This window comes from Streptomyces sp. NPDC111520, from assembly GCF_055635295.1.
Genome location: NZ_JBVKBW010000008.1, coordinates 326,424 through 352,123 on the forward strand (window position 1 = coordinate 326,424; position 25,700 = coordinate 352,123).

Genomic DNA, 25,700 nt, shown 5'->3' on the forward strand with positions numbered 1-25,700 from the left:
AGAGTTCAAGCTAATCATTTACCATCTCAAGCTTTTGAGTACACTCGCAGACATGAGCGCCCCGACCGCCGCGACGACCGCGCAGCCCACCAAGATCGAGCTGCTGGAGCTGCTCGCCGCCATCGGCACCGCCCAGTGGCAGGACTTCGCCGCCGCTGCCGCCCGGCACGGGCTGACCTCCATGCAGGCCAAGGTGCTCGCCCAGCTGGGCGGCCCGGTGCCGATGCGCGGACTGGCCGAGCGGCTGGTGTGCGACGCGTCCAACGTCACCGGCATCGTCGACCGGCTCGAGGCGCACGGCTTCGTCCGCCGCGAGGTGAGCGCCACCGACCGCCGGGTCAAGAACGTCGTGGCCACCGACCTCGGCCGCGAGACCATCCGTCGCGTACGGGACGAGATGCAGGCCACCCACGGCGCCCTGGACACCCTGGACGAGGGCGAGCAGGCGGCCCTCTACGCGCTGCTGGAGCGGCTGCGCCCGGTCATGGAGGCCCGCGGCAAGGACCGCTGACGCGCCCCGGCCCGGGCACGGGAACCGCCCCGGGCGCGGGAACGGGGGCGGGAGCCGGTCGGCGCCAGGCCGCGCAGCGGGGCGACGAGGGCGCGGACCTCACGGTCCGCGAAACCGGGCTCCCCCGCGATCACCCGCACCAGTTCCCCGCGCACCGGCCGTCCCCGACCCGCCTCGACCAGGGCCAGCGACTCGGCGAGCGCCGCGGGGAGGTCCGGTCCGTGCCAGGGCTCCGCGGCGTACGCGTCGAACCAGCGCGGCGGCGGGAAGGACGGCTGCAGTTTCGGCTGCGAGTCGCCGAAGTACGACCACACCACCGGGTGCAGCGACACCCCGGCGACGTGCCCGGACGGCAGGGAACGCGCCCAGCCGCCCGCGGTGTTCTGCTGCCAGCGCCAGGTGTTCGGGCTCGTCCGCCGGCGGCCCGTGACCCCGACGAAGCGCAGCTTGCGGCGGATCACCGGCCACGGCTCACGGCTCTCGCGCACCCAGTCGGCGAGGGCGGCGAAGAGCGCGTCGTAGGTGCTGCCCCCGTGGACGAGGTCGACCAGCGCCACCGGGCGGGTGCGGCGGGCCAGGGCGTGCGGCGCGAGGCCGGCCGCGGCCAGGTGCTCGCGCAGCCGGGCCGTGTGGGCGGGTGGCGGTACCGGGCGCAGGCGCAATGACAACGGCAGGCGCAGCAGGCTCCCTTCCCGGGAGGAGCCCTCGAAGGCGCCGGTCAGCAGGTCGTACATGCTGTCCAGGGAGCGGCCGACGAAGCACAGGTCGGCGCCGCCGGAGCGGGCGAGCACCTCCCCCGCGCACACCGTCAGTTCGGGCAGGAACCACAGGCGGGGGCGTGCGGCGCCCTCGGTGAGGGTGCCGAGCCGGTCCGGCGGCGCCCCGCCGCGGGCACGCGACAGCGCCCAGCGGTACGGCTGGGGCGGCGGGGCGGGCGGCGGAGGCGTCATGATCCCCAGTGCAGCACCCCGACTCCGCCCCGGTCACCTGGTTTTCGGTGCGCGGAAACGTTCCGCTTGACGTGTCTCGAACATAGAGTCGCCCTGGGCACCACGCGGTGCCGGGCGGGGTGAGGGAAAGGGCACACGGCGGTGAGGTGCGAGCGATGTTCCTGATCACCGGGATCCCCGCATCGGGGAAGTCGACGGTGGCGCAGGCACTGGCCGAACGATTGCCCCGCTCGGCGCACGTCCGCGGCGACTCGTTCCGGCGGATGATCGTCGGAGGGCGGGCGGAGGCACTGCCCGGCGACGGTTCGGGGGACGTCGCGGGCCTGACCGAGGAGGCGCTGCGGCAACTGCGGCTGCGGCACTCCCTGGCGGCGGCGAGCGCCGACGCCTATGCGGTGTCCGGGTTCACCCCCGTGCTGCAGGACGTCATCCTCGGCGACGAACTGCCGCGCACGATCGCCCTGTTGCGCACCCGGCCACTGCACGTCGTGGTGCTCGTGCCCTCCCCGGAGGCGATCGCCGCCCGCGAGGCCGGACGGGCCAAACGGGCCTACGGCGCCTGGACGCCGGCCGACCTCGACCGCGCCCTGCGGGCCGGCACCCCGCGGATCGGCCTGTGGCTGGACACCTCCCGCCAGACCCCGCAGGAGACCGTGGACGCCATCCTCCGCCACGCCGGACCCACCGGCTGACCCGGTCCCGGCAAGGGCGCGGCAGGGCGGCGGTTCGCGGGTCAGGGGGCCAGGACGTCCAGTTCGCGCAGCGCGCCGACGCAGATCTCGCGCATCAGGCGTTCCGCGGCCTCCGCGTCGCGGGCGCGGACCGCCTCGGCGACACGCACGTGGAGGGTGACCGCCTCGGGGTCGGGGGCGCTGAACATGACGTGGTGCGCGGTGCGCCCGGTCAGCACCTCCGCGACGACGTCGCCGAGCCGGGCGAACATCTCGTTGCCGGACGCGGTGAGCACCACCCGGTGGAAGGCCACGTCGTGCACCAGGTACTCGTCGAGGTCGGCGGCCCGCCCCGCCGCGGCCATCTCGGCGGCGAGGACGGTCAGTTCGCGGCACTGCTCCGGGGTCGCGGCGGTCGCCGCCAGACCGGCGGCCACGGGCTCGACGGCGGTGCGGAGCATGGTGAGCGAACGCAGCTGCCGGGGCCGGTCCGCCCCGGCCAGGCGCCAGCGGATGACCGCCGGGTCGAAGACGTTCCACTCCTCGGTGCGGCGCACCGTGACGCCGACCCGGCGCCGCGACTCGACGAGGTGCATGGCCTCCAGGACGCGTACGGCCTCGCGGACGACGGTGCGGGAGACGCCGTAACGCTGCTCCAGTTCGTCGATGCGCAGCACCGTGCCCGGCGGGTACGCGCCCGAGGCGATGGCCGGACCGAGTTCCGCCAGGACACGGGCGTGCAGACCGCCGTGCTCCGCCTGCCGATCGATGAACCCGTCCATGGGCGACAGCCTATGCGGCCAACTCTTCGTGTGACGATTTGATGTCGACCCCTTGAATAAGTAGTACCTATGGCGTTTCCTGGGGCGGTCACGCGGACGAGGAGGTACCAGTGATGACCGAGGCAGGCCCGCGGGCCCCGCACCTTCCCCTGGTGGTGGTGATGGGCGTGTCCGGTTCCGGCAAGTCCACCGTCGGGGGGCTGCTCGCCGAGCGGCTGGGAGTCCCCTACGCCGAGGCGGACGACTTCCACCCGCCCGCGAACATCGCCAAGATGTCGGCCGGGCACCCGCTGGACGACGAGGACCGGGCACCCTGGCTCGACGCCATCGCGGCGTGGATCGTCGAGCGCGGTGAGCGCGGCGGCGTCGTCAGCTGTTCGGCGCTGCGGCGCCGCTACCGCGACCGGCTCCGCAAGGACACCCCCGGTCTGTTCTTCCTGCACCTCGACGGGTCCGAGGAGCTGATCGCCGCGCGCCTGGCGGCGCGGATGGAGCACTTCATGCCCGCGGGCCTGCTGCGCTCCCAGTTCGAGGCGCTCGAACCGCTGGAACCCGACGAGGCCGGCGCCGTCGTCACCGTCGAGGGCGACCCCCGGCGGATCACCGACCGCGCCCTGGCCGTGCTCCCCCACTGAGCCCGTCCTCCTCCGCCACCGTCCCCCCACCCCCTCCCCCCACGGAGTAGAAACGTGTCTGCACTCAGCGCCGAGTTGCTGGCCGCGGCCCCCGCGGCGACGGAACCGATCACCAGCGCGGGCGACACCCGCCTGGCCGTCGCCGCGCTCGCCGGCATCGCGGTGATCGTCCTGCTGATCACCCGCTGGAAGATGCACGCCTTCCTCGCCCTCACCATCGGCACCGGAGTCCTCGGTGCCGTCGCGGGCGCCCCCCTCGCCAAGACCATCGCCAGCTTCACCGCCGGCCTCGGCTCGACCGTGGCGGGTGTGGGCGTGCTCATCGCGCTCGGCGCGATCCTCGGCAAGCTGCTCGCCGACTCCGGCGGCGCCGACCAGATCGTCGACACCGTCCTGGCCAGGACGGGCGAACGGCGGCTGCCCTGGGCGATGGCGCTGATCGCGGGCCTGATCGGGCTGCCGCTCTTCTTCGAGGTCGGCATCGTGCTGCTGATCCCGGTCGTCCTGCTGGTGGCCCGGCGCGGCAACCACTCCCTGATCCGGATCGGCGTCCCGGCGCTGGCCGGCCTGTCGGTGATGCACGGCCTGGTGCCGCCGCACCCGGGCCCGCTCGCCGCGATCGACTCCATCCACGCCGACCTCGGCACCACCCTCGCGCTCGGCGTGCTCGTCGCGCTGCCCACAGTCGCCATAGCCGGCCCGCTCTTCGGGCGGGTCGCCGACCGCTGGGTGAAGGTCACCCCGCCCGAGCACCTCACGCCCACCCGGGCCTCGGACGACCTGGACCAGCGCCCCGGCTTCGCCCCCACCGTGGCCACGATGCTGCTGCCGGTGGTGCTGATGCTCGGCAAGGCGCTGGTGGACGTCCTCGTGGACGACCAGGACAGCCTGGTCTTCCGGGTCTTCGACGTCATCGGCTCACCGCTGATCGCCCTGCTGTCCGCCGTCGTCCTGGGCATGTTCACCCTGGGCCGGGCGGCCGGCTTCACCAAGGAGCGGATCTCCACGACGGTGGAGAGGTCGCTCGGCCCGATCGCGGGCATCCTGCTGATCGTCGGCGCCGGCGGCGGTTTCAAGCAGACCCTCATCGACGCGGGCATCGGCGACATGATCCTCGGCTGGTCGGACGGCTGGAACATCTCGCCGCTGCTGCTGGCCTGGCTGATCGCCGTCCTGATCCGGGTCGCCACCGGCTCCGCCACCGTGGCCACCATCTCGGCCGCCGGTCTGGTCGCGCCGCTGGCCGAGGGGATGACCGGGACGCACGCCGCGCTGCTGGTGCTCGCCGTCGGCGCGGGCTCGCTGTTCTTCTCGCACGTCAACGACGCGGGCTTCTGGCTGGTGAAGGAGTACTTCGGGATGGACGTCCCGCAGACCCTCAAGTCCTGGTCCGCCATGGAGACCGTGATCTCCGTCGTGGGGATCGTCTTCGTGCTGCTGCTCTCACTCGTCCTGTAGGCGTCACGGCGGCGGGGCGACGCCTCCACGTCGCCGCCCGTACGCCCTGCCCTGATACGTTCCATGCGTCTGACCAGGGAAAGGCGTCAAAATGTCACAGCTGCACACCGACCATCCGTTCACCGAGGAGATCGCCCCCGGGGTCCACGCCTACGTCCAGCCGGACGGGGGCTGGTGCCTGAACAACGCGGGCTGGGTGACCGACGGGGCCACGACGCTGCTGATCGACACCGCCGCCACCGAGCGCCGCGCCCTGATGCTGCGCGACGCCCTCCTCGCCTCCGGCGCGCCGATGCCCGCGCACGTGGTCAACACGCACCACCACGGTGACCACACCTACGGCAACAGCGTCTTCGCGGAGGGCGCCCGCATCGTCGGCCACTCGGCGTGCGTCACCGAGCAGATCGCGGCCGGGCACCAGCTGCACGCGATCTGGCCGGACGTGGAGTACGGCGAGGTGCCGGTGGTCCCGGCGACGGTCACCTACGAGGACCGCCTCACCCTCCACGTCGGCGAGGAGGAGGTGCAGCTGCTGCACCCCGGCGTGGCGCACACCCTCGGCGACACGATCGTCTGGCTCCCGGGACGCAAGGTCGTCTTCACCGGCGACCTGGTCTTCAACGGCGGCGCGCCGTTCGTCCCCATGGGCTCCCTCGAGGGTTCGCTGCGTGCCCTGGAGGTGCTGCGCTCGCTCGACGCCGAGGTCGTCGTGCCCGGCCACGGCGGCATCTGCGACCCCTCGGTGTACGCCACCGTCGAGGGCTACCTGCGCTTCGTGGCCGAGCTGGCGGCCGAGGGCCACAAGGCGGGGCGGACGCCGATGGAGGTGGCGCGGGCGGCCGACCTCGGCGGGTTCGCGACGCTGCGCGAGCCGGAGCGGCTGGTCGCCAACCTGCACCGCGCCTACGCGGAGCTGGACGGCCTGCCGCTCGGCTCGCCGCTGGACCTGCCGCCGGTGATCACCGACATGGCCGTGCTGAACGGCGGCCGGATCCCGGAGTGCCTGGCCTGAGGGCCGTGCGGGCCGCCCGTCGCCGGGTCACCAGCGGCGGGCGGCCCAGCCGGGCTCGGCCTTGCGCATGGCGGCGGCGTCGTCGCGCACGTGGAAGGTGCCGTCGTCCTCCAGCCAGCGGCGGTGCAGCGCGGCCAGGGCCGTCCGGTCCAGTTCGACCCCCAGCCCGGGGGCGTCGGAGACGGGCAGCCGGCCGCCGCGGAACTCGTGCCGGCGGGTGATGACGTCTTCGGTCTGCCAGGGGTAGTGCGAGTCGCAGGCGTGGTGGAGGTCCGGCACGGTGGCGGCGACGTGGGTCATGGCGGCCAGGCTGATGCCCAGGTGGGTGTTGGAGTGCATCGACAGGCCGACCCCGAAGGTGCGGCAGATCGCGGCCAGTTCACGGGTGTTGCGCAGCCCGCCCCAGTAGTGGTGGTCGGAGAGCACGATCTGGACCGCGTCCTTGGCGAAGGCCTCGGCGATCTCGGGGAAGGTCGTCACGCACATGTTGGTGGCGAGCGGCACGTCGGTGCCCGCGGACACCTCGGCCATCAGGGCGGTGCCGGTGGCCGGGTCCTCCAGGTACTCCAGGACGTCGCCGAGCTCCCGCGCCACGTGCAGCGAGGTCTCCACGGACCAGGCGCCGTTGGGGTCCAGGCGCAGCGCCTGCTCGGGGAAGGCCTGCGCGAGGGCCCGTACGGCGGCGATCTCCTGCTCGGGCGCGAACACCCCGCCCTTGAGCTTGAACGAGGTGAAGCCGTGCTCGCGCACCAGCCTGCGGGCCTGCGCGACCACCCCGGCGGGGTCCAGCGCGGCGTCCCAGTCGTCCTTCTCCCCGTGGCCGCCGGGGTGTTCGGCCCAGCGGTAGAACAGGTAGGCGCTGTAGTCGACGGTGTCGCGGACCTTCCCGCCGAGCAGGGCGTGCACGGGCAGCCCGAGCGCCTTGCCGAGGGCGTCCAGGCAGGCCACCTCGAAGGCCGAGACCACGGAGAGCAGCAGTTTGTCGGCGGTCTGGACGCCGCGCAGGCCGCCGGCGTCCACCGCGTCGGTGGTCTCCTCGGGGGGCGCGCACACCAGCGCCGCGAGGACCGGAAGGTTGTTCAGGTCGTCCACGCGGCAGCCCGGCAGGGCCTCCGCCAGCGGCCGCGCGAGTTCCAGGTAGCGGGTGTCGCCGTAGGTCTCCCCGACGCCGCTCACCCCGCCCGCGGTGGTCACCTCGACGATCAGGCGCGGGGTGTAGGGCTGGTGCACGCCCTGGGTGTTGAGCAGCGGCGGGTCGGAGATGAGGACGGGGGTGAGGCTCACCCCGGTGATCGTCAGATCCCTCTGCTGTGCCACGGCACGCCACCCCTCGCGTTCATATATGTGAATCCTGTGCGTCCACCAGAACGCGACCCTAGGTGGCGTCCGGATGCCCGTCAAGAACGCGCAGGTCGGCGGCGCTACACCGGTTCGCCGGACGGCGCCGGGACCCAGTCCGGCAACGGCTCCAGGGCCGCCCTCCAGGCGGAGGGCAGCTCGCCGACCCCGGTGCGGGCGGCGATGACCCCGCCGGCGATCGCACAGGTGGTGTCCATGTCCCCGAGCCCGGCGACGGTGTCCCACAGGCCGCCCTCCAGGTCGTCCGGGTGCCGCGCGGCGCACCACAGCGCGAAGGGGACGGTGTCCTGCGCGGAGACCCCGTAGCCGGAGCCCAGGACCTCGGCCGCGTGCCGGACCGACGTGGCCTCCGGGAAACGGCTCGCGATGCGCAGGCCGGAGCGCACGTCGCTGTCGGGCAGCCGGTCGGCCACCTGTGCGAGCAGGTCCCGCGGCGCCGGTCCGCCCCGGCTGCGCGCGGCGAAGGCGGCGGCGAGCGCCACGGCGACGGCGCCGACGGCGGCCTCGGGATGGTGGTGGGAGACGGCGGCCTGCGCCGCGGCGGCCTCGGCCACGCCCTCCAGGTCGGCGGCGAGCCACGCGCCCAGCGGCGCCACCCGCATCGCGGCGCCGTTGCCGTACGAGCCCTGCCCGCCGAACTGCTCGCCGACGACGTCCGCCCAGCGCTCACCGGCGCCGATGCGGCGCAGGACGTCGTGCATGGAGGGCCCGTACTTGCGGTGGGGGTCGGCGGCGTAGGCACCGGCGAGGCCGGCCGCCAGGGAGTCCTGCCCGACGGATCCGCCGTTCCCCGCCAGGTGCCCGAAGAGCACCAGGGCCTGGGCGGTGTCGTCGGTCCAGTACCAGGGAACGTCCTCGGGGGCGATCCGGTGCGCCATGCCGCCCTCCCGCTCCTCCCGCGAGGTGAAGAACCAGCGGTCGCCGAACGCCTCGCCGTGGGCCAGTCCGTACAGCGAGTCGAGGGCGGCGGGCGGGATCATGGTCACCAGTCTCGCAGCGTCCGCAACGCCGGTCACCTGCTTTTCCCGGCGGCGGGCGGGGCGGCGGACTGGACGACATACCGACTGGTCGGCATGATAGCCCGGACAGGTGCCCACGGCAGCGGCGAGGAGCAAGGATGAGCGGGACGGAGAACCCACCGGGACTCGACCTGGAGCGGCTGCGGCGGCACCTGGACGCCGAGCGGCCCGGGCTGCTGGCGGGCCCGCTGGACGGCGAGCTCATCGAGGGCGGCCGGTCGAACCTGACCTACGCGGTGACCGACGGCGTCTCCCGCTGGGTCGTCCGGCGTCCCCCGCTCGGCCACGTCCTGGCCACGGCGCACGACATGACCCGCGAGCACCGCGTCATCAGCGCCCTGCGCGAGACCCCCGTGCCCGTCCCCGGGGCCGTGCTGCTCTGCGAGGACCCCGAGGTCGTCGGGGCGCCGTTCTACGTGATGGACTTCGTCGAGGGCACGCCCTACCGCACCGAGCGGCAGCTGACGGCGCTCGGACCGGAACGCACCCGCGACATCGTGCTGCGGCTGGTGGACACCCTGGTGGCGCTGCACGCCGTGGACCCGCGGGCGGTGGGACTGGACGACTTCGGGCGGCCCGACGGCTTCCTTGAACGGCAGCTGCGCCGCTGGGGCAAGCAGCTCGACGCCTCGCGCAGCCGCGAGCTGGCGGGCATCGACGAACTCGCGGCACTGCTCGGCACCCGCCTGCCCGCCTCCGCGCCGGCAGCGGTCGTGCACGGCGACTACCGGCTGGACAACGTCCTGGTCGGCGCCGACGACACCGTCCGGGCCATCCTCGACTGGGAGATGTCCACCCTCGGCGACCCGCTCACCGACCTCGGGCTGCTGCTGATGTACAGCGAGCTGCGTCCGACGCCCGGCACGCCCGTCTCCGTCACCGGGGGCGCGCCCGGCCACCCCTCCCCCGCCGAGCTCGTCGAGCGCTACGCGGCCGGCTCCGGCCGTGACGTGTCCTCGGTCGCCTGGTACACCGCCTTCGCCTACTTCAAGCTCGCGGTGATCCTCGAGGGCATCCACTACCGCTACACCCTCGGCCAGACCCTCGGCGCCGGCTTCGACCGGATCGGCGCCCTGGTCCCGGCCTTCATCGACAACGGCCTGCGGACGCTTCAGGAAGGCTGAGCCATGGATTTCGCGTACGACGCCAGGACCGAGGAACTGCGTGGGCGACTGCTCGCGTTCATGGACGAGCACGTGTACCCCGCGGAACCGGTCTTCCACCGGCAGCGCGAGGCGGCCGTGGGTGAGGAGGTCTGGTCCGCGCCGCCGGTCGTGGAGGAGCTGAAGGCGGCGGCCCGCGAGCGCGGACTGTGGAACCTCTTCCTCCCCGGCGAGCGCGGCGCCGGGCTGACCAACCTGCAGTACGCGCCGCTGGCCGAGATCACCGGCCGCAGCCCGCACCTCGCCCCGCCGGCCCTCAACTGCGCCGCGCCGGACACCGGCAACATGGAGGTGCTGGCCGAGTTCGGCAGCGAGGAGCAGCGCAAGAGCTGGCTGGAGCCGCTGCTCGCGGGCGAGATCCGCTCGGCCTTCGCGATGACCGAGCCCGACGTCGCCTCCTCCGACGCGACCAACATCGAGACGCGGATCGAGCGGGCCGGTGACGAGTACGTCGTCAACGGTCGCAAGTGGTTCATCTCCGGCGCCATGAACCCCCGTTGCCGGATCTTCATCGTCATGGGCAAGACCGACCCGTCCGCCGAGCGGCACCGCCAGCAGAGCATGCTCCTCGTACCTCGGGACACCCCCGGCCTCGAAGTGCGCCGCGGCATGCGGGTGTTCGGCTACGACGACGGGGACCACGGCGGCCACGCCGAGGTCGTCTTCCACGACGTGCGGGTCCCCGCGGAGAACCTGATCGGCGAGGAGGGCGGCGGCTTCGCCATCGCTCAGGCACGGCTGGGCCCGGGCCGCATCCACCACTGCATGCGCCTGATCGGCATGGCCGAGCGGGCGGTGGAGCTGATGTGCCGCCGGGCCACGGGACGGGTCGCCTTCGGAAAGCCGCTGGCGGCACAGGGTGTCGTCCAGCAGTGGATCGCCGAGGCCCGGGTGGAGATCGAGCAGTTGCGGCTGCTGGTGCTCAAGACCGCCTGGCTGATGGACACCGTCGGCAACCGGGGGGCCCACACCGAGATCCAGGCCATCAAGATCGCCACCCCGGAGAAGGTCGGGCTGATCCTCGACCGCGCCATCCAGCTGCACGGCGCGGGCGGTGTCAGCCAGGACTTCCCGCTGGCCGAGCTGTACGCGGCGGCCCGCACGCTGCGGCTGGCCGACGGCCCCGACGAGGTCCACAAGCGCTCCCTGGCGCGGCGGGAACTGAGGCGCCACGCCCAGGAGGGCTGACCCCCGCGTCGGCCCTGCGGCGGCCCCACGGCACCCCGCCGCGGCGCCACCGCATCGCGGCGCGTGAGGACCCGGCCGGCCGCGTGGGATCCGCCGCGCGGCCGGGTGCCCGCCACGCGGTCAGCCTGGCACGACCACCAGGCGGCCGGTCGTCGTGCCGTCGGCGACCCGCTGGACGGCGTCCGCCGCGCCTTCCAGCGGGACGCGCTCGCTGACGAGGGGCCTGACGGCGCCCTCCGCGGCGAGGCGGGTGAGCTCGTCGTGGCAGCGGCGCACCGCGGCGGGGTCGTGGGTGTTGTACAGGCCCCAGTGGAGGCCGACGACGGAGTAGTTCTTGACCAGGGCGTGGTTGAGGCCGGGGCTGGGGATCGTGCCGCTGGTGAAGCCCACGACCAGGATGCGGCCCTCGAAGGCTATGCACTTGGTCGACCGGGTGTAGGCGTCGCCGCCCACCGGGTCGTACACGACGTCGGCGCCGCGTCCGCGGGTCGCCTCCTTGACGACGGCGACGAAGTCCTCGGCGGTCCGGTCGACGACGACGTCGGCGCCCAGCTCCCGCACCGCCTTCGCCTTGCCGGGGCCGCCGGCCACGCCGATGACGGTGGCGCCCGCGGCCTTGCCGAGCTGGACGGCGGCGCTGCCGACACCGCCCGCCGCGGCGTGCACGAGCAGCGTCTCGCCGGCGCGCAGCCCGGCCCGCCGGTGCAGCCCGAACCAGCCGGTCTGGTAGCCGATGTGGAGGGCGGCGGCCTCGGCGTCGTCCAGGGCCGGGGGCGCGGGCAGCACGTTCGCGGCGGGGACGACGACGAGTTCGGCGAAGGCACCGCCGGGCAGCGCGGCCGGGGCGATGACCCGGTCGCCGGCCGTGTGCCCGGTGACCCCCTCGCCGGCCGCGACGACCTCGCCGCAGAGTTCGACGCCCGGGGTGAACGGCAGGGGCGGCCGCACCTGGTAGTGCCCCCGGCACAGCAGCGCGTCGGGGAAGTTGACGTTCGCGGCGCGGACCTTCAGGAGCAGTTCACCGGGGCCCGGCTGCGGGTCGGGGACCTCGTCCAGGCGCATCGCCGTGCGCGGCTCCCCGTTCTCGTGCACTCGCCATGCCTTCATGCGGTCTGCTCCCGGTTCGGTTCAGGGCTGCCGCACGGAGTGCAGCAGCATGTCTGCGAAGTCGGCGGCGACCTGGCCGGCGGACAGCGGCCCGTCCTCCCGGTACCAGGTGCCGAGGTGGTGCACGGCCCCGAAGAAGAAGTCGACGACGAGGTCGGGCCGGACCTCCGGCCGGAACACGCCCTCGCGCTGCCCCTCCTCGACCAGTGCGCGGAACTTCTCGTGGTAGCGGCGGCGGTCGGCCCGCACCGCCTTCTGCTTCTCCGGGCTGAGCTGGTGCATCGACCGGAAGAAGATCTTGGTGTCGTCGAGGTTGTCGATGCTGGTGACGACGACGTCGGCGGCGGCCTCGACCAGGCGGTCGGCCACCGGGGCCGTCTCCTTGCCGGCGATCGCCTCCAGGCGCTCCATCTGCAGCCGCAGCACGCGCCCGTAGATCTCGTGCAGGAGGTCGTCCTTGCTGCCGAAGTAGTGGTACAGCGCTCCCTTGGTGACCCCGGCGGCCTCGACGATCTCCTGCACCGACGTCCGGTCGTACCCGCGCTCGGCGAAGAGGCGGGTGGCCTCGGCGAGCAGCCGCTGGGGTACCGCGGTCGCGGTCGCCTTGGGTGGGGTGGTGCTCCGTGCCATGGCCTGCCCTCTCTCCGTACCGGTGCGCCCGGACAGCATACCGACCGGTATGTGGCTCAATCCCTCCGTGCGCGCAGCTCCCTGCGCAGGATCTTGCCGCTGGACGTCTTCGGCAGCTCGGGCAGGACCTCGACCTCGCGCGGGTACTTGTACGCCGCGAGACGGTCCCTGCAGTGCCCGACCAGTTCCGCGGGGTCCGCCTCGGCCCCCGGCCGGAGGCTGACGAAGGCCTTCACCGACTCGCCCCGGTAGGCGTCGGGGACCCCGACCACGGCCGCCTCGCGCACCGCGGGGTGGGCGTACAGGACGTCCTCGACCTCGCGCGGCCACACCTTGAAGCCGGAGGCGTTGATCATGTCCTTCTTGCGGTCGACGACGAAGAGCCAGCCCTCCTCGTCCATGAAGCCGATGTCGCCGGTGCGCAGCTCCCCGCCGGGCAGCGCCGCACGGGAGGCCTCCGGCTGGTTCCAGTAGCCGGGGACCACCATGGGCCCGCGGACGGCGATCTCGCCGTGCTCGCCGAAGGGCACGTCGGCGCCCTCGTCGTCCACGATGCGCACCAGCGTCCCGGGGCCCGGGACGCCGACCGAGAGCGTCCCGGAGACCGGGTCGACCGGGGCCTCCAGCCCCGCGGGGACGCTGGCGCAGGGCGCCGTGCACTCGGTGAGGCCGTACCCGTTGCGCAGGTAGTGGCCGAAGCGCTCGCGGAAGGCGGCGACCAGCGCGGGCGGCACGGGGGCGCCGCCGGAGTAGAGCAGGTGGAAGGAGGAGAAGTCCTCGGCGGTGGCGTCGGGCCGCGCCATGAGCGCCATGTAGGCGGTGGAGGGGCCGACCATGTACGCCGGGCGGTGCTCGCGCAGCGCGTCGAGGACGACGCCCGGCTCGAACCGGTGGGCGAGCGCGACGGTGGAGCCCGCGACCAGGCCGGCGGCCAGCTGGCAGACCATGCCGGTGATGTGGAACAGCGGGGCGAGGGCGAAGAGCGTGGCGCCGTCGGGCAGGACGCTGTGCGCGCGCTGCCGGTCGGCGTTGTAGCTGATGTTGCCGTGGGTGTTCATGGCGCCCTTGGGGACGCCGCTGGTGCCCGAGGTGTAGCTGATCAGCGCGACGTCGGCCCCGGTCAGCCCGGGGTCGGGCAGCTCCGGGCCGGCCGCGCCGGCCCGCGCGGCGGCCAGCAGGTCGTCGGTGTCCCCGGGCGGTGTGCGCCGCTGGGGCAGGACCCGCTCGTCGTCCCTGGTCTGCAGGTCGAGTTCACTGGTCGTCAGCGGGATCCGCACCGGCGACCCGGCCGCCGTCCGGCGCACGTACGTGTCCCAGGCCCGGTCGGCACAGACCAGGGCGGTGACCCCGGCGTCCGCCAGCACATGGGCGAGTTCGCGCTCCTTGTACATGGGGTTGACCGGCACGACGGTGCCGCCGGCCTTCCAGGCGCCGAGCAGCGCGACCGCGAACTGCGGCACGTTCTGCAGGAGGACCGCCATCCGGTCGCCGCGCGCGAAGCCGCGGGCGGCGAGGTACCGGGCGAGCCCGTCCGACAGCGCGTCGAGTTCGCGGTAGCTCAGGCGGCCGTCGAAGTACGCCAGCGCGGTGCGGTCGGGGACGCGGGCGACGACCTCGCGGAAGGCGTGCAGCAGGGTGACCGGCGGGTCGGGGAGGGTGTGCAGCTCCTCGTCGAAGTGCCGCAGCCAGGGCTTGTTCCCGTACGGGCTCACGCGCCGTGCCCCTCCTCCAGCTTCCGCTGCACCCGGTTCATCCCGCCGATCCAGCGGTCGGTGTCCCCGGCGCGGGCGGCGTAGTGGGCGGCCGTCCCCGAGTGCGGCAGGATCAGGAAGCGCTCGTCGGCGATGCCCTGGAGCACGGCCTCGGCGACGTCCTCCGGCTCGATGGCCGTGGGGGCGAGCACGAGGTCGCCCGCGGGGCCCGCGGCGCGCAGCATGTCGGTGCGCACGCCCTCCGGGCAGACGGCGTGGACGCGCACGCCCCGGTGCCGGTAGGTGAGGGCGAGCCACTCGGCGAAGGCCAGCGCGCCGTGCTTGGTGACCGAGTACGGGGCGTCCCCGACCATCGTCAGCAGCCCGGCGGCGGAGACGGTGGCGACGAAGCGGCCCTCGCCGCGCTCCAGCCACTCCGGGAGGAGTGCCCGGGCGGCACGCACGTGGGCCATGACGTTGACGTCCCAGACCCGTTCCCACACGGCGTCCTCGGCCTCGGCCCCGGCCATGCTGCCGACGCCCGCGTTGGCGCAGAACACGTCGACGCCCCCGCCGAGGGCCGCGCGGGCCGGCCCGACGACGACGGAGGCGTCACCGGGGACGCAGATGCCGCCGATCTCGTCCGCGACGGCCTTGGCGGAGTCCTCGTCCAGGTCGTTGACGACCACGCGCGCGCCCCGCGCCGCGAACCCCCGGGCCAGCGCCGCCCCGATCCCGCCCCCGGCACCGGTGACGACCACCCGGGCATCGCGCAGCGCTTCCATCGCGTCTCCTTCGACTTCGACTCGGAACGGCTCCGGTCAACATACTAAGCGGTCGGTCACGCCTGGGGAAGGGCGCACCGGGCCGGTGGCTGAATTCCCCCCGCGCGGTGTATGGCCGGACCCGCGCCGGATTGGGATGATGCGACCGCATCGGTCCGGGCGAACCAGGGGGACGGTCATGCCGGGGATGAGTGTCGAACCGTACTGGGAGCTGACCTTCGACGCGGACGGCGACCCCGACCGGGCGCAGCGCGACCGGCTCACGGCGGGGGTCGGCGCGCGGGGCGTCACCGATCTGCTGGTCTTCTCGCACGGCTGGAACAACGACCGCTCCGGCGCGACCGCCCTGTACGACCGCTTCCTCGCCCCCGTCCCCGGGCTGCTCGCCGGCCGGGCCCGGCCCGGCTCGGTCCTGGGCTACGTCGGCGTGCTGTGGCCCTCCATGCGCTTCTCCGACGAGCCGATCCCGGACTTCGAGGCCCTGCTGCCCGTCCCGGAGCCGCCCCGGCCGGAGCCGGCGCTCGACGCCGCCAGCCGCGACGCGCTCGTGGCGGTCTTCCCCGGGCACGAGGACGAGATTCGCCGGATCGCCGAACTGCTGGAGGAACGCCCCGACGGCGAGGAGCCGTTCGCGGAGTTCGCCGCGCTGGTGCGGCGTCTGACCGGGGTCGCACCGCAGGCCGTCGCCGGGCTGTGCGCGGACGACACCTCGGACGCGGCGCCGGGCGCGGAGCCGGCCGTCCTGTGCGGCGATCCCGTGGCCGCCTGCGAGGAGTACGCGGCGGCCCTGGAGGGCGGCGTCCGGCTGCCGCTGGCGGGCGGCGGCTGGACGCGGCTGTGGAACGGCGCCAAGGAGATGCTGCGCCAGGCGACGTACTACGCGATGAAACGGCGGGCCGGTACGGTCGGCGAGCGCGGACTCGGCCCGCTCCTCGGCCGCCTCGCCCGCACCCACCCCTCGCTCTCCGTCCACCTGGTGGGGCACAGCTTCGGCGGCCGGCTGGTCTCCTACGCGCTGCGCGGACTGCCGGAGGAGGTGCGGTCGGTGAAGTCGGTGACGCTGCTCCAGGGCGCCTTCTCGCACTACGCGTTCGCGTCCCGGCTGCCCCACGACGGCGCGCACGGCGGCGCGTTGGGAGCCGCCCGGCTCAAGGTGGCGGGCCCGGTGGTGTCCTGCTACTCGCGCCACGACACGGCGCTGGGCACGATGTACCCGATCGCCTCCCGGCTGGCGGGCGACGACCGCGGGTTCGGGCCGGACCTCGGCGACCGCTGGGGGGCCACCGGCCACGACGGCATCAAGGCGGTCGACGGCACCACGGACGTGCCGCTGGCCGAGGCGCTGCGCGGGGCGTTCCCCCGGGCCGGCTGCGTGAGCGTGGACGCCTCGGCCGTGGTGAGCCGCGGGGGCCCGCCGTCCGGGGCGCACAGCGACATCTGCCACCCCGAACTGGCGCGGATCGTGTTGCGCGCGGGCCGGCTCCTGGCCTGAGGCCGTGGGCCGTTCACCGGCCCGCGCGGGCCGTGCTCGGCGGGTCAGCGGTGGGCGGGGAACTCCACGACCTGCTGGTAGGTCGGGCGGTTCTGCCAGCTGATCTTGCCGTGCTTGATGCCGCCGAGGGTGCGGTGGATGATCGTGTCGGCGCACCACTGGTCGCCGGCCGAGCAGTTCTCGTCACCCGGGTACACCTGGGCGGCGGTCCTGGCGGCGGCCTGCTTGAGGGTGCCGGTCAGCACGTCACGGCAGGCCGCGAGGTCGCCGCCGCCGCAGTAGGTGCGGGCCAGGCCGCCCCGCACGGGTTCGCCGAGCACCGCCCGCACGTCCTTGTCGACGTAGGACCACCAGCCGTACTGGAAGGAACTGCCGGCGTGCGAGCCGGTCGGGCCGTGCCCGGCCGAAGGCGCCTCGTCCACCGTGAGGTTGGCGGTCAGTGCCGCGTACAGCTCGCTCCCCAGGCCCGGTTCGAACTGGGCCTTGACCAGCAGCGGCCACCAGGCGTCCATGATCCGCACCGCGTCGGCGTTGGCGTAGGCGTGCGAACCCGGCGAGGTCTCCCGGCGCTTGGCACCGGCGGCCACCCAGTCGGAGAGCTTGGTGACGGCCGCGGACACCGCGGGGTCGGAGACCGCTCCGCTGCGCAGCACCTTGAGCAGGCCGGGCAGCACGTCCTCGCCGCGCAGGTCGGTCAGCGCCGCGTCGGCCATCGCCTTGGTGAGCTGGGCGCGGGTGACGCCGCCCGCCGCGACGAGCTTCTTCACCCGGTCGTCCAGCAGGTCGCCGCGGTGCACCGAGCCGTTGCCGAACCCGGCCGCGTCGTAGCCCTTCGCCTGCCGGTTGTTCCAGGAGACGTAGTAGTCCTGGCCGACGGACTGCGGGTGCTCCGAGGCGGGCGTGTAGTCGGCGGTGTTGTGGGCCGGGTCGAAGCCGCGCCACTCGTACGCGGGCTCGGCGCGGACGGGGAAGGTCGGGTCGACGTCGGCGGCCCGCACCGGATTGGCGCCGCTGTTGAAGTAGGCGGCCTCACGGGAGTCGGCGTAGAACCAGTTGAAGGTGTAGTTGATGTGCTGGACGGCCTGCTGGAAGGAGGCCGCGTCGGTGACGGCGGAGGGGTCGTTGAGCATCTGGAAGCCGACGACCGAGTCGGCCTCGTGCATGTAGGAGCTGCGCAGCGCCACGTAGGCGACCTTCTTGCCGTCGATCGTCGCGCGGTGCGTCACCGGGCCGTACTCGGTGCGGTAGATCTGCATCCGGTAGGAGCCGGCCGCGGTGCCGTCGGCGGTGGTGGGCTTCCAGGAGTTGCTGCGCTCCAGCTTCTCCATGGCCGTGCAGGTGCCGCGGTAGAGGTAGTGGACGTCGTCCTGGCAGAGCTCGACGGTGTAGGTGTCGGTGATGTCCTGGGCCGAGGTGGTGGCGCTCCACGCGTAGTCCTGGCCGCGGCCGAGCTCCACGTACATGCTCAGGCCCGCGAAGGAGGCGCCGCGGGCGCTGATGCCGGGGCCCTGGATCTCCTGGAGCATCAGCAGTTGTGGCGCGAAGTAGCCGGTCTGCGGTCCGAACACGGCGATCGGGTGGCCGCTCGCGGTGTGCGCGCCGCTGACCAGCAGCGCGTTCGACATGCCCCGGGTGTTCGCGGAGAGCGCGCTCGTGGTGGCACTCTTCGACGCCGCGGAGGCCTTCGCGGTACCCGCGGTGCCGGTGCGGTCGTGGACGAGCGGCTCCACCGTCACGCTCCCGGCGTCGGGCAGCGCCCTGCCCTGCGGGTTCTCCGGGCGGACGGCGTAGGGGAAGCTCTGGCCGTCGTGCACGGTCAGCACGGCCTCGGGGTCGTCGCGCTCCCGGAAGGACTCCCAGACCCTGGTGCCCTCGGTGACCCCGTACTTCTGCTGGGCGGCCAGCAGGGACAGGGCGTTGGTCACCTCACCGCCGCCACCGGTGCCGAACAGCGCGCCGATCACGGAGGCCAGCGCGATCAGGTCGGTGGACTTGAACCTCTCGATCGTCCCGGCGTTGGTGATGGCGTCCTTGTGGCCGGTCAGCACGTACTCGCCGGGGAAGTAGCGGCCGCTGTCGGAGGCCGCGATGTAGGCGTTGATCCCGTCCACGTAGGCGTTGACGTCGGCCAGCGCCTGCCGGCCGCGCTCCCCGTTCTGCGTGGCGATCCAGTCGATCTGGGCCTGCAGGTCCTCCTCGGTGTACGGCGCGGCGCGCCAGAACTCCTGCTCCAGACCCTGGTTGGCGGGGGCGCCGCCGGCGAACGAGGTCAGCTGACCGCGCCCCACGTGCCGGAACAGGTCCATCAGCCACAGCCGGTCCTGCGCCGCGGCGTACCCGGCGCCGAACTCGGTCCCGTACCGCGTCGTGCCGGAGATGTGCGGGACCCCGGTCTTCTTGTCGCGGGTGATCGTCACGTCGCTGCGGGGCGAGGTCGTCGAGGCGACCTGCCCGGCCGGGACGCCGAAGGATGCGTCGTTGAAGAAGTTGTTGATGGTGGCGTCGGTGAGGTTCTGGTACCCGCCGGCCAGGTTCGCGTACGGACCGAGCTGGTCCTCCGCGTGCTCCGGCTGGGTGCCGAAGATCTGGTTCAGCAGGATCTGGGCGAGGGTCGCGTTGCCGTTCTGGCCCGGCGGCAGGACGTCGGAGCACCGTCCCTGGCAGTAGTCGGTGGCGGGGGCGGCGTGCGCCGCCATGGGCAGCGGCGCGACGAGGCTCGCCCCCAGGGCGAGGACCGCCGCCGCGGCGGCCGTTCTGAGTCTTGTCCTGAACCTGCCAAATCTGGATCGCATGACCACTCCTCCCGAAGCGCGGTGTGACGCAGGTTACTTCGGGAGATGACCGCCGAGTAAGGTGAACATGCGTCACGTTTCAGCTACGCCATCCCGGCTGGAACTCGCCGCGCCGGGGATGGATCCGGAACGCCGTCCGTTACGTCCATTCGACAGCGATGCGACACCGACGACGGAGGTGGCACACCATGGCCGGATTCCGGAGCCTCGCCAGACAGGTGCGCGATCCCCGGCGCTCCCCCACCCAGCGCCGCACCTACCTGCGCAGGTGCCTCGAGCGCTTCGCGCCGTACGGGCACCGCGCGACCTGGGACCACCTGTGCACCGGCGCGGGGATCGCGCCCGACGACCGCGAGCCGGACCCGGTCCGGCTCGTCACGGCCCTCGCGGAACTGGAGGAGGCGCGAGCGGTCTGGCTCACCTACGAGCGGGAGTTCGCGGCCCGCCGCAAGGAGGAGAAGTACTACGGCATCCGGCAGCCCGGCGCGCTCGACGACTGGCACCGGCGCACGTGGGGCGGCAACGGGGTCGCCTGGTGCGAGGACCCCCGCGTCCACCCGGACGACCGGCTGGCGGACGTGCTGCGCCGCCTCATCGCGGCGATCGACGCGGGGCCGGGGGCGGGGTGCCCGGTCTGCGGCGAGCAGCGGCTGCGGTGGCGGAACGGGCTCAACCACTACCCCGGGGCGGGGCCCGTGTGCGGGCGGTGCGGGATCGTGGTGCCGGTGCCTGTTCTCTGCGAGGCCGCGCTGGTGGGGGCGCGGGGGGCGCTTGTCCCTTCGGGATGAGCCTGCGGGGGGCCGCGTTGCGGGTGCGGGGCGTTGTTGTGTGCGGGTTGTTTTGCGCCTGCGGGCGGCTGCGCCGGGCTGCCCGGTGGGTGGTTGTGTGCGGGTCGTTTGTGGCTGGGGTTGGGGATTTTTCCCACCCTCCCGCCCTCCCCCAGCCTTCGGCCGGGGGGACCCCCATCCGGCGCGATCGGTGCGGGCCTGCGCAAGTACGTATGGGGTCGGCGCCGCGCCGGCGCACTCCCCCAGCCTTCGGCCGGGGGGACCCCCAGAACGCTCGCGGTTTACGCCAACGTCATTCGGCACCGCACTTAACCGCTCGTCTCCCCCAGCCTTCGGCCGGGGGGACCCCCAGGGCGCACCCCGCCACACCCCCTCCCGAGGTACGGGCGCACAACGGCCGGTGGGGGGGCAGATAGGCATGCGGGGGTACCCCGAACCGCTCTCTGACCCCCACGGCTCCATGGCCCTACGCCCACATCATTCGGTGCCGGCGCTCGTCCCTCCCCAGCCTTCGGTCAGGGGGGGAGGCACTCCAGCCACACCCCCTCCTCTTGTGTGCGCATGACCGCCGCGGCCATGAGGATTGCGCCCACGTCATTCGGCATCGGCTTCGCCGCATGTCTTCGCCGGCCTTCGGTCAGGGAGACAACCCCGTCACCCACCTCCCTCTAGCGACGGTGCGTTAGGCAGGTGCGGTGCCCCCGGGCTGCCTTGTGACCTCCCACCGGCCGTTGGTCGCCACGGATACGGAGGGGGTGGGGTCGTAGGGGTGGGTGTTCTGGACGCTGACGTGTATTTGATGTGCGGCAGAGACGGCAAGAACAAGTGCTGCCCGTCATGCACATAAATATGCGGTACAGAATGCCCACCCCGGAGGCCCCGCCCCCGGCCCACCCATGCACAGAGCGCACGCCCGCACCAACCGCGCCGGATGGGGGTCCCCCCGGCCGAAGGCTGGGGGAGGGAGGGAGGGCGGGAGACAGCCTGCCGCAGGCGCAACGGACCCGCACACAACCACCCCGCAGCCCGGCGCAGCCGCCCGCAGGCGCGAACAACCCGCACCCAGCAACCGGCCCGCACAGACGCACCCCGCCGTACTGACACCCCCACGGGGACGATGCGACGATGCCAGCCCAGGCAAGTACCTCGCGCGGAGGGACGGGACCGGCACATGGCGGAGCTGCACGATCTGACGGCGCTGGAGCAGGGGAACGCGATCAAGGCCGGGGAGGTCTCCCCCACGGAGCTCGCCGAGCACTATCTGGACCGGGTCGACCGGCACAACGGGACCCTCGGGGCGTTCATCACGGTCACCCCGGAGATCGCCCGCAAGCAGGCCGCCGACGCCGAGTCGGAGGCACTGGCGGCCCGCCGCGGGGACCGGGAGGAAGAGCTGTCGGCGCTGCACGGCGTCCCGGTCCCGGTCAAGGACCTCAACTTCGTGGCCGGAGTCCGCTGCACCCTGGGCTCGCAGGCGTACGCCGACCACGTGCCGGACGTCGACGACCACGTCGCCGCCAGATTGCGCGCGGCCGGCACGGTGCTGCTGGGGAAGACCAACACCCCGGAGTTCGGGCTGCCCTGCTACACCGAGAACAAGCTCGCCCCGCCCGCCCGCACCCCGTGGGACCTGGAGCGGTCCGCCGGCGGCTCCAGCGGCGGCGCGGCGGCCGCGGTCGCCGCGGGGCTGGCCCCGGTCGCGCAGGGCAGCGACGGCGGTGGCTCGATCCGCATCCCCTCCTCCGTCTGCGGACTGTTCGGCATCAAGCCGAGCCGCGGCAGGGTGAGCGCGGGCCCGGTGCAGCACGACGTGAGCGGTCTGAGCGGCAGCGGCCCGATCGCCCGGACGGTCGCGGACGCGGCGGCCCTGCTCGACGTCCTGGCGGGCCCGATGCCGGGCGACCCGTACGGCGCGCCCTCGCTGCCGCCGGGTGAGACGTTCTCCTCGTACGTCACCCGCGACCCGGGGACGCTGCGCGTGGCCGGCCTGCCCCGGCCCCCCGTGCCGGGGGTCGAGCTGCACCCGGACTGCCGTGCAGCGTACGACGGCGCCGCCGAGCTGCTGCGGGGTCTCGGCCACCAGGTGGACGAGCTGGAACTGCCCGTCGACGGCGCGGTCCTGGACGCCTTCACCCGGGTGTGGGGCGTGATGGCCACCGTCTACCCGGTGGCACCGGAGCAGGAGGAGCTGCTGATGCCGCTCACCCGGCACCTGCGGGCCGAGGGCGGCCGGGTGAGCGGCCCGGAGTTCGCCGCGGCCCTGTACGCGTTCCGGGCGCTGGGGCAGCTGATCGCGGACGCGTTGCTCTCCTCGTACGACGTGGTGCTGACCCCGACGCTGGCGCAGCCCCCGGCGTTCGTGGGGAGCGCGGGTCTGCGGAACGACGACGACCCGGCGGCCGAGTTCGCGGGACTGGCCGGTTACACGCCGTTCACGCCGGTCTTCAACGCCACCGGCCAGCCGGCCGTGAACGTGCCGCTGCACTGGACGGAGGAGGATCTGCCGATCGGTGTGATGTTCGGCGGCCGCTTCGGGGACGAGGCGACGCTCATCTCGCTGTCGGCGCAGTTGGAGTCGGCCCGTCCGTGGGCCGCCCGCAGGCCCGCGATCTGGTAGCGGGGGCGGGGCGCGGCGGCTCCGTGCCGAGCAGCCGCCGTGCTCCCGGTCCCTGGTCGCCGAGCGTGTCGCCGGGGTTGGACAGGGCGCAGCGGTCCAGGGAGAGGCAGCCGCAGCCGATGCAGTCGTCGAGGCTGTCGCGGAGCGCGGTGAGCCGGTCGATGCGGGCGTCGAGTTCGGCCCGCCAGCCCGCGGAGAGCCGGGCCCAGTCGGCCCGGTCCGGGGTGCGGCCCTCGGGCAGGCCGTCCAGTGCCTCGCGGATCGCGGCGAGCGGCATGCCGACCCGCTGGGAGGCCCGGATGAAGGCGACGCGGCGCAGGGTGTCGCGGGTGTAGCGGCGCTGGTTGCCGCTGGTGCGGCGGCTGCGGATCAGGCCCTGGGCCTCGTAGTAGCGCAGCGCGGAGACGGCGGCGCCGCTGCGCCCGCTCAGCTGGCCTACGGTCAGTTCGCGGTGCTCGCCGGGGATCCTCGCCACGCCACGACTCTACTTGCGGTGCGGGACGCTGTTCCGCCACAGCCGGACGCAGGAGACGAGCGCGGCGGCGACCAGCAGCGCGTTGCGGACGGCGACGATGACGGCGCCCTGCCAGGTGGCGGCGGTGACGTCCGCGAAGAAGAGCGGGTAGTCGACCGTGGTCACGGCGGTGGCGAGCAGCACCAGGGCGGCGGCCGGGCGTTGGGTGGTCTGCCGCGTGGTCAGGCAGACCGCGCCGAGGCCGATCAGCCAGACCAGGTACTGGGGGCTGATGACCCGGCTGGTGACGGTGAAGAGGAGCACGGCCGCCAGCGCGGCGTCGTACGGCGTGGCGGGGGTCCAGCGGGACGCCCTCACGCGCCACATCAGCAGCCACAGCAGGGAGGTCCCGGTGAGCAGCAGGGAGGCGGTGGTGATCTCGGCGACGTACGGTCCGGTGAACTCCAGCGACCCGTAGTGCGCGACCACCCGGCCCGGCCAGCCGAACATCTCGGCGACGTGGAGGAAGGTGCCGCCGAGGGACTCGATCTCGACCCCGCGGTGGTGCTGGGCGGACAGGAAGCCGAACGCGCCGCGGAACGCGGTGCACAGCACCAGGAGCAGGCCGCCGGCGGACAGGGCGAGCGCGGTCCAGGTCTCCCGGGTGGTGCGGCCGCGCGGTGTGCCGAGCACGGTGAGCACGGGCCAGAGCTTGATGAGGGCGGCGAGTCCGGCGAGCGCGCCGCCGAGCCGTGGCCGCGCGGGCAGGGCGAGCAGCGCGCCGACGGCGACGACGGTGACCATCAGGTCGTAGCGGGCGTAGGGCAGGTGCATCAGCAGCGGCAGGGCGAGCGCCCACAGCCACGCCCCGGCCGTGCTGCGGCCGGGGCGGCCGGTCCCGGCCCGCAGGAGGAGCAGCAGGACGACGGCGTCGGCGGTGAGCGACAGCAGGACGAAGCCCTGGAAGTAGCTGAGCCCGGGCAGCAGTTCCGGGGCGAGCATCACCAGGGCGGCGCCGGGCGGGTACTGCCAGGTCACGTCGCCGACGGGGAACGTCCCGTGCGCGAAGCTTTCGCTCCACCGGCGGTAGAGGAAGTGCACCTCGCGGGCGATGTCACCCTGCCCGCTGCGCAGGAGGGCCAGCATGACCACCCGGCTGGCGAGCCAGTAGACGCCGAGGGCGAGCCAGGTCTGGGGCCAGGTCGCGGGCCGCAGCAAGGCGATGCCGGCGCCCGCCGCGGCGGGGGTGCCGCCGCCGTGCCGGACCTCCACCGTGTGCCAGTCGGACGGGCTGGTCTCCGTGGGGGCCTCGGCCACTTCCGTCTCCTCCACCGGCGCGAACAGGGACATACGGAGATGAAAGATAGTCACAAACCGGACGAACGGCCGTTGATACGCGCCGGGTGCGGGGCGTTGACACGGGTCCGCCGCGGAGACCATGCTGAGCAAGCGCTTGGACAGTACGGGAGGCATGACATGGGACAGCCCAGGATCTTCACCTCGGTCGGCGAACTGAAGGAGGCCATCGGGGAGGACCTCGGCACGACCGGCTGGCTGGAGGTCGACCAGAAGCGGATCGACCTGTTCGCGGACGCCACCGGGGACCACCAGTGGATCCACGTGGATCCGCAGAAGGCGGCCCAGGGCCCCTTCGGCACGACCATCGCGCACGGCTACCTGACGTTGTCGCTGATCCCGTCCTTCACCCCGCAGCTGCTGCGGGTCGAGGGCGTGAAGATGGGCGTCAACTACGGGGTGAACAAGGTCCGTTTCCCCTCCCCCGTACCGGTCGGCTCACGCCTGCGGGCGACCGGCCGGATCGCCGAGGTGAGCGAGGTCCCCGGCGGCGCCCAGCTCGTCGTGGCGATCACCGTGGAGCGGGAGGGCGGCGAGAAGCCGGTGTGCGTGGCCGAGACGGTCGTCCGCTTCTACCTCTGACGGGGCGCGTACCCGACCATGCGCAGGGCGAGATCGGCGTACAGCGCGCCGATCCCGTCCGGCGTCCGGCGCCCTCCGGGGTTGAACCAGCGGGCCACGTCGATGCAGAGCGACAGCAGCGCGACGGTGGTCCCGGAGACGTCAGGGACGTCGAACTCCCCGGCCTGCACGCCGTCGTGGATGACCGAGCGGACCGCCGCCTCGCTCTTGCGGCGCAGCTCCACCACCTCGGTGTAGTGCTCGGGGCCGAGCGCGCCGAGTTCGTACTGCACGACCCGGCCGGTGGTGTGGTGCTCCGCGTGCCAGCGCACGAAGGAGCGCACGGCCGTGGCCAGCCGGTCGGCGGGGCCGCCGTCGCCGTCGGCGGCGTCCTGGAGCAGCCCGAGCGAGAGCCGGTGGCCGACCACGCTGATCTGGTAGAGCAGCTCTTCCTTGGTCTTGTAGTGGATGTAGAGCGCCGCGGGGCTCATGCCGGCCCGGCCGGCGATGTCGCGCGTGGTCGTCGCGTGGTAGCCGCGCTCCGCGAACGCCTCGACCGCGGCGATCACCAGCCGCCGGGCGGCATCAGGGGTGACACCGGTCCACGCCTCGGTCCGCTGCTCCGACCGCTCCGCCTCCACGTCCATGGCGGACACCCTACATGGACGCTGAGCAAGCG

At 73.5% G+C, this 25,700-nt stretch carries 23 protein-coding genes; 11 read left to right on the top strand and 12 right to left on the bottom strand.

Annotation, left to right across the window (positions count from 1 at the left end; genetic code table 11):
* Positions 1-52: 52 nt before the first annotated feature.
* A complete protein-coding gene (locus ACZ7MY_RS21435) occupies positions 53-511 on the top strand; it encodes a MarR family winged helix-turn-helix transcriptional regulator (RefSeq protein WP_499603679.1) in 459 nt (152 codons plus the stop codon).
* Here the strand turns inward: ACZ7MY_RS21435 and ACZ7MY_RS21440 are convergent.
* Positions 454-1,461, bottom strand: a complete 1,008-nt coding sequence (locus ACZ7MY_RS21440; protein ID WP_499603681.1) for a hypothetical protein — start codon at positions 1,459-1,461, stop codon at positions 454-456. The genes ACZ7MY_RS21435 and ACZ7MY_RS21440 overlap by 58 nt on opposite strands.
* A gap of 155 nt (positions 1,462-1,616) precedes the next feature.
* Here ACZ7MY_RS21440 and ACZ7MY_RS21445 point away from each other — a divergent pair, with 155 nt between their 5' ends.
* A complete protein-coding gene (locus tag ACZ7MY_RS21445) occupies positions 1,617-2,153 on the top strand; it encodes an AAA family ATPase (RefSeq protein ID WP_499603683.1) in 537 nt (178 codons plus the stop codon).
* Positions 2,154-2,194: 41 nt separating this feature from the next.
* On the opposite strand, the gene ACZ7MY_RS21450 is transcribed toward ACZ7MY_RS21445, so the two are convergent.
* On the bottom strand, positions 2,195-2,914 hold the full coding sequence (locus ACZ7MY_RS21450; RefSeq protein ID WP_499603685.1) for a FadR/GntR family transcriptional regulator: 720 nt from the start codon (positions 2,912-2,914) through the stop codon (positions 2,195-2,197).
* A 113-nt stretch (positions 2,915-3,027) separates the two neighbouring features.
* Here ACZ7MY_RS21450 and ACZ7MY_RS21455 point away from each other — a divergent pair, with 113 nt between their 5' ends.
* The 3 genes from ACZ7MY_RS21455 to ACZ7MY_RS21465 all read left to right on the top strand — a co-directional run bounded on the left by ACZ7MY_RS21455 (position 3,028) and on the right by ACZ7MY_RS21465 (position 6,019).
* On the top strand, positions 3,028-3,549 hold the full coding sequence (locus tag ACZ7MY_RS21455; protein WP_499603686.1) for a gluconokinase: 522 nt from the start codon (positions 3,028-3,030) through the stop codon (positions 3,547-3,549).
* 54 nt (positions 3,550-3,603) lie between these two features.
* Entirely contained in the window at positions 3,604-5,007 is a 1,404-nt protein-coding gene (locus ACZ7MY_RS21460; protein WP_499603688.1) for a GntP family permease, read from the top strand.
* Between the two features lie 91 nt (positions 5,008-5,098).
* Positions 5,099-6,019, top strand: coding sequence for an MBL fold metallo-hydrolase (locus ACZ7MY_RS21465; RefSeq protein ID WP_499603690.1), 921 nt, complete (start codon positions 5,099-5,101; stop codon positions 6,017-6,019).
* Between the two features lie 27 nt (positions 6,020-6,046).
* Here the strand turns inward: ACZ7MY_RS21465 and ACZ7MY_RS21470 are convergent, their stop codons facing one another.
* Positions 6,047-7,336, bottom strand: coding sequence for a glucarate dehydratase family protein (locus tag ACZ7MY_RS21470; RefSeq protein WP_499603691.1), 1,290 nt, complete (start codon positions 7,334-7,336; stop codon positions 6,047-6,049).
* Between the two features lie 104 nt (positions 7,337-7,440).
* Entirely contained in the window at positions 7,441-8,358 is a 918-nt protein-coding gene (locus ACZ7MY_RS21475) for an ADP-ribosylglycohydrolase family protein (protein WP_499603693.1), read from the bottom strand.
* A 137-nt stretch (positions 8,359-8,495) separates the two neighbouring features.
* Between ACZ7MY_RS21475 and ACZ7MY_RS21480 the strand changes: the two genes are divergently transcribed.
* Together ACZ7MY_RS21480 and ACZ7MY_RS21485 are read left to right on the top strand one after the other, a co-directional pair.
* Complete coding sequence (locus tag ACZ7MY_RS21480) at positions 8,496-9,521, top strand: phosphotransferase family protein (protein WP_499603695.1); 1,026 nt, start codon at positions 8,496-8,498, stop codon at positions 9,519-9,521.
* Between the two features lie 3 nt (positions 9,522-9,524).
* A complete protein-coding gene (locus tag ACZ7MY_RS21485; protein WP_499603697.1) occupies positions 9,525-10,748 on the top strand; it encodes an acyl-CoA dehydrogenase family protein in 1,224 nt (407 codons plus the stop codon).
* Between the two features lie 120 nt (positions 10,749-10,868).
* Here the strand turns inward: ACZ7MY_RS21485 and ACZ7MY_RS21490 are convergent, their stop codons facing one another.
* From ACZ7MY_RS21490 to ACZ7MY_RS21505, 4 genes are read right to left on the bottom strand one after another with little or no spacing between them, the layout of a single operon-like run.
* On the bottom strand, positions 10,869-11,855 hold the full coding sequence (locus tag ACZ7MY_RS21490; RefSeq protein ID WP_499603700.1) for an NADPH:quinone oxidoreductase family protein: 987 nt from the start codon (positions 11,853-11,855) through the stop codon (positions 10,869-10,871).
* A gap of 21 nt (positions 11,856-11,876) precedes the next feature.
* The gene (locus tag ACZ7MY_RS21495) at positions 11,877-12,485 is read right to left on the bottom strand and encodes a TetR/AcrR family transcriptional regulator (protein WP_499603701.1); all 609 of its coding nucleotides are present in this window, start codon (positions 12,483-12,485) and stop codon (positions 11,877-11,879) included.
* Positions 12,486-12,541: 56 nt separating this feature from the next.
* Positions 12,542-14,197 carry a long-chain-fatty-acid--CoA ligase gene (locus tag ACZ7MY_RS21500; RefSeq protein WP_499603703.1) on the bottom strand — a complete coding sequence of 552 codons (1,656 nt, stop codon included), beginning with the start codon at positions 14,195-14,197 and terminating at the stop codon, positions 12,542-12,544.
* Positions 14,194-14,961 (bottom strand): SDR family oxidoreductase, encoded by a 768-nt coding sequence (locus ACZ7MY_RS21505; RefSeq protein WP_499603704.1) that lies wholly within the window; start codon positions 14,959-14,961, stop codon positions 14,194-14,196. The genes ACZ7MY_RS21500 and ACZ7MY_RS21505 overlap by 4 nt, the downstream gene beginning before the upstream one ends.
* Before the next feature lie 187 nt (positions 14,962-15,148).
* On the opposite strand from ACZ7MY_RS21505, the gene ACZ7MY_RS21510 reads away from it, so the two are divergent.
* Positions 15,149-16,453, top strand: coding sequence for a serine-threonine protein kinase (locus tag ACZ7MY_RS21510; protein WP_499603706.1), 1,305 nt, complete (start codon positions 15,149-15,151; stop codon positions 16,451-16,453).
* Positions 16,454-16,497: 44 nt separating this feature from the next.
* On the opposite strand, the gene ACZ7MY_RS21515 is transcribed toward ACZ7MY_RS21510, so the two are convergent.
* Positions 16,498-19,245: a penicillin acylase family protein gene (locus tag ACZ7MY_RS21515; protein WP_499603708.1), complete on the bottom strand. Its 2,748-nt coding sequence runs from the start codon at positions 19,243-19,245 to the stop codon at positions 16,498-16,500.
* A 188-nt stretch (positions 19,246-19,433) separates the two neighbouring features.
* Here ACZ7MY_RS21515 and ACZ7MY_RS21520 point away from each other — a divergent pair, with 188 nt between their 5' ends.
* Together ACZ7MY_RS21520 and ACZ7MY_RS21525 are read left to right on the top strand one after the other, a co-directional pair.
* Positions 19,434-20,033: a hypothetical protein gene (locus tag ACZ7MY_RS21520; RefSeq protein ID WP_499603709.1), complete on the top strand. Its 600-nt coding sequence runs from the start codon at positions 19,434-19,436 to the stop codon at positions 20,031-20,033.
* A gap of 1,171 nt (positions 20,034-21,204) precedes the next feature.
* On the top strand, positions 21,205-22,650 hold the full coding sequence (locus ACZ7MY_RS21525) for an amidase (RefSeq protein ID WP_499603711.1): 1,446 nt from the start codon (positions 21,205-21,207) through the stop codon (positions 22,648-22,650).
* Here ACZ7MY_RS21525 and soxR read toward each other — a convergent pair.
* Both soxR and ACZ7MY_RS21535 read right to left on the bottom strand, forming a co-directional pair.
* Positions 22,583-23,125 carry a redox-sensitive transcriptional activator SoxR gene (soxR, locus tag ACZ7MY_RS21530; protein WP_499603712.1) on the bottom strand — a complete coding sequence of 181 codons (543 nt, stop codon included), beginning with the start codon at positions 23,123-23,125 and terminating at the stop codon, positions 22,583-22,585. The genes ACZ7MY_RS21525 and soxR overlap by 68 nt on opposite strands.
* A 9-nt stretch (positions 23,126-23,134) precedes the next feature.
* Positions 23,135-24,454 carry a glycosyltransferase 87 family protein gene (locus ACZ7MY_RS21535; RefSeq protein WP_499603713.1) on the bottom strand — a complete coding sequence of 440 codons (1,320 nt, stop codon included), beginning with the start codon at positions 24,452-24,454 and terminating at the stop codon, positions 23,135-23,137.
* Between the two features lie 126 nt (positions 24,455-24,580).
* On the opposite strand from ACZ7MY_RS21535, the gene ACZ7MY_RS21540 reads away from it, so the two are divergent.
* On the top strand, positions 24,581-25,042 hold the full coding sequence (locus ACZ7MY_RS21540) for a MaoC family dehydratase (protein WP_499603715.1): 462 nt from the start codon (positions 24,581-24,583) through the stop codon (positions 25,040-25,042).
* Here the strand turns inward: ACZ7MY_RS21540 and ACZ7MY_RS21545 are convergent.
* Positions 25,033-25,668, bottom strand: coding sequence for a TetR/AcrR family transcriptional regulator (locus ACZ7MY_RS21545; RefSeq protein ID WP_499603717.1), 636 nt, complete (start codon positions 25,666-25,668; stop codon positions 25,033-25,035). The two genes, ACZ7MY_RS21540 and ACZ7MY_RS21545, sit on opposite strands and share 10 nt — an antisense overlap.
* Positions 25,669-25,700 lie beyond the last annotated feature (32 nt).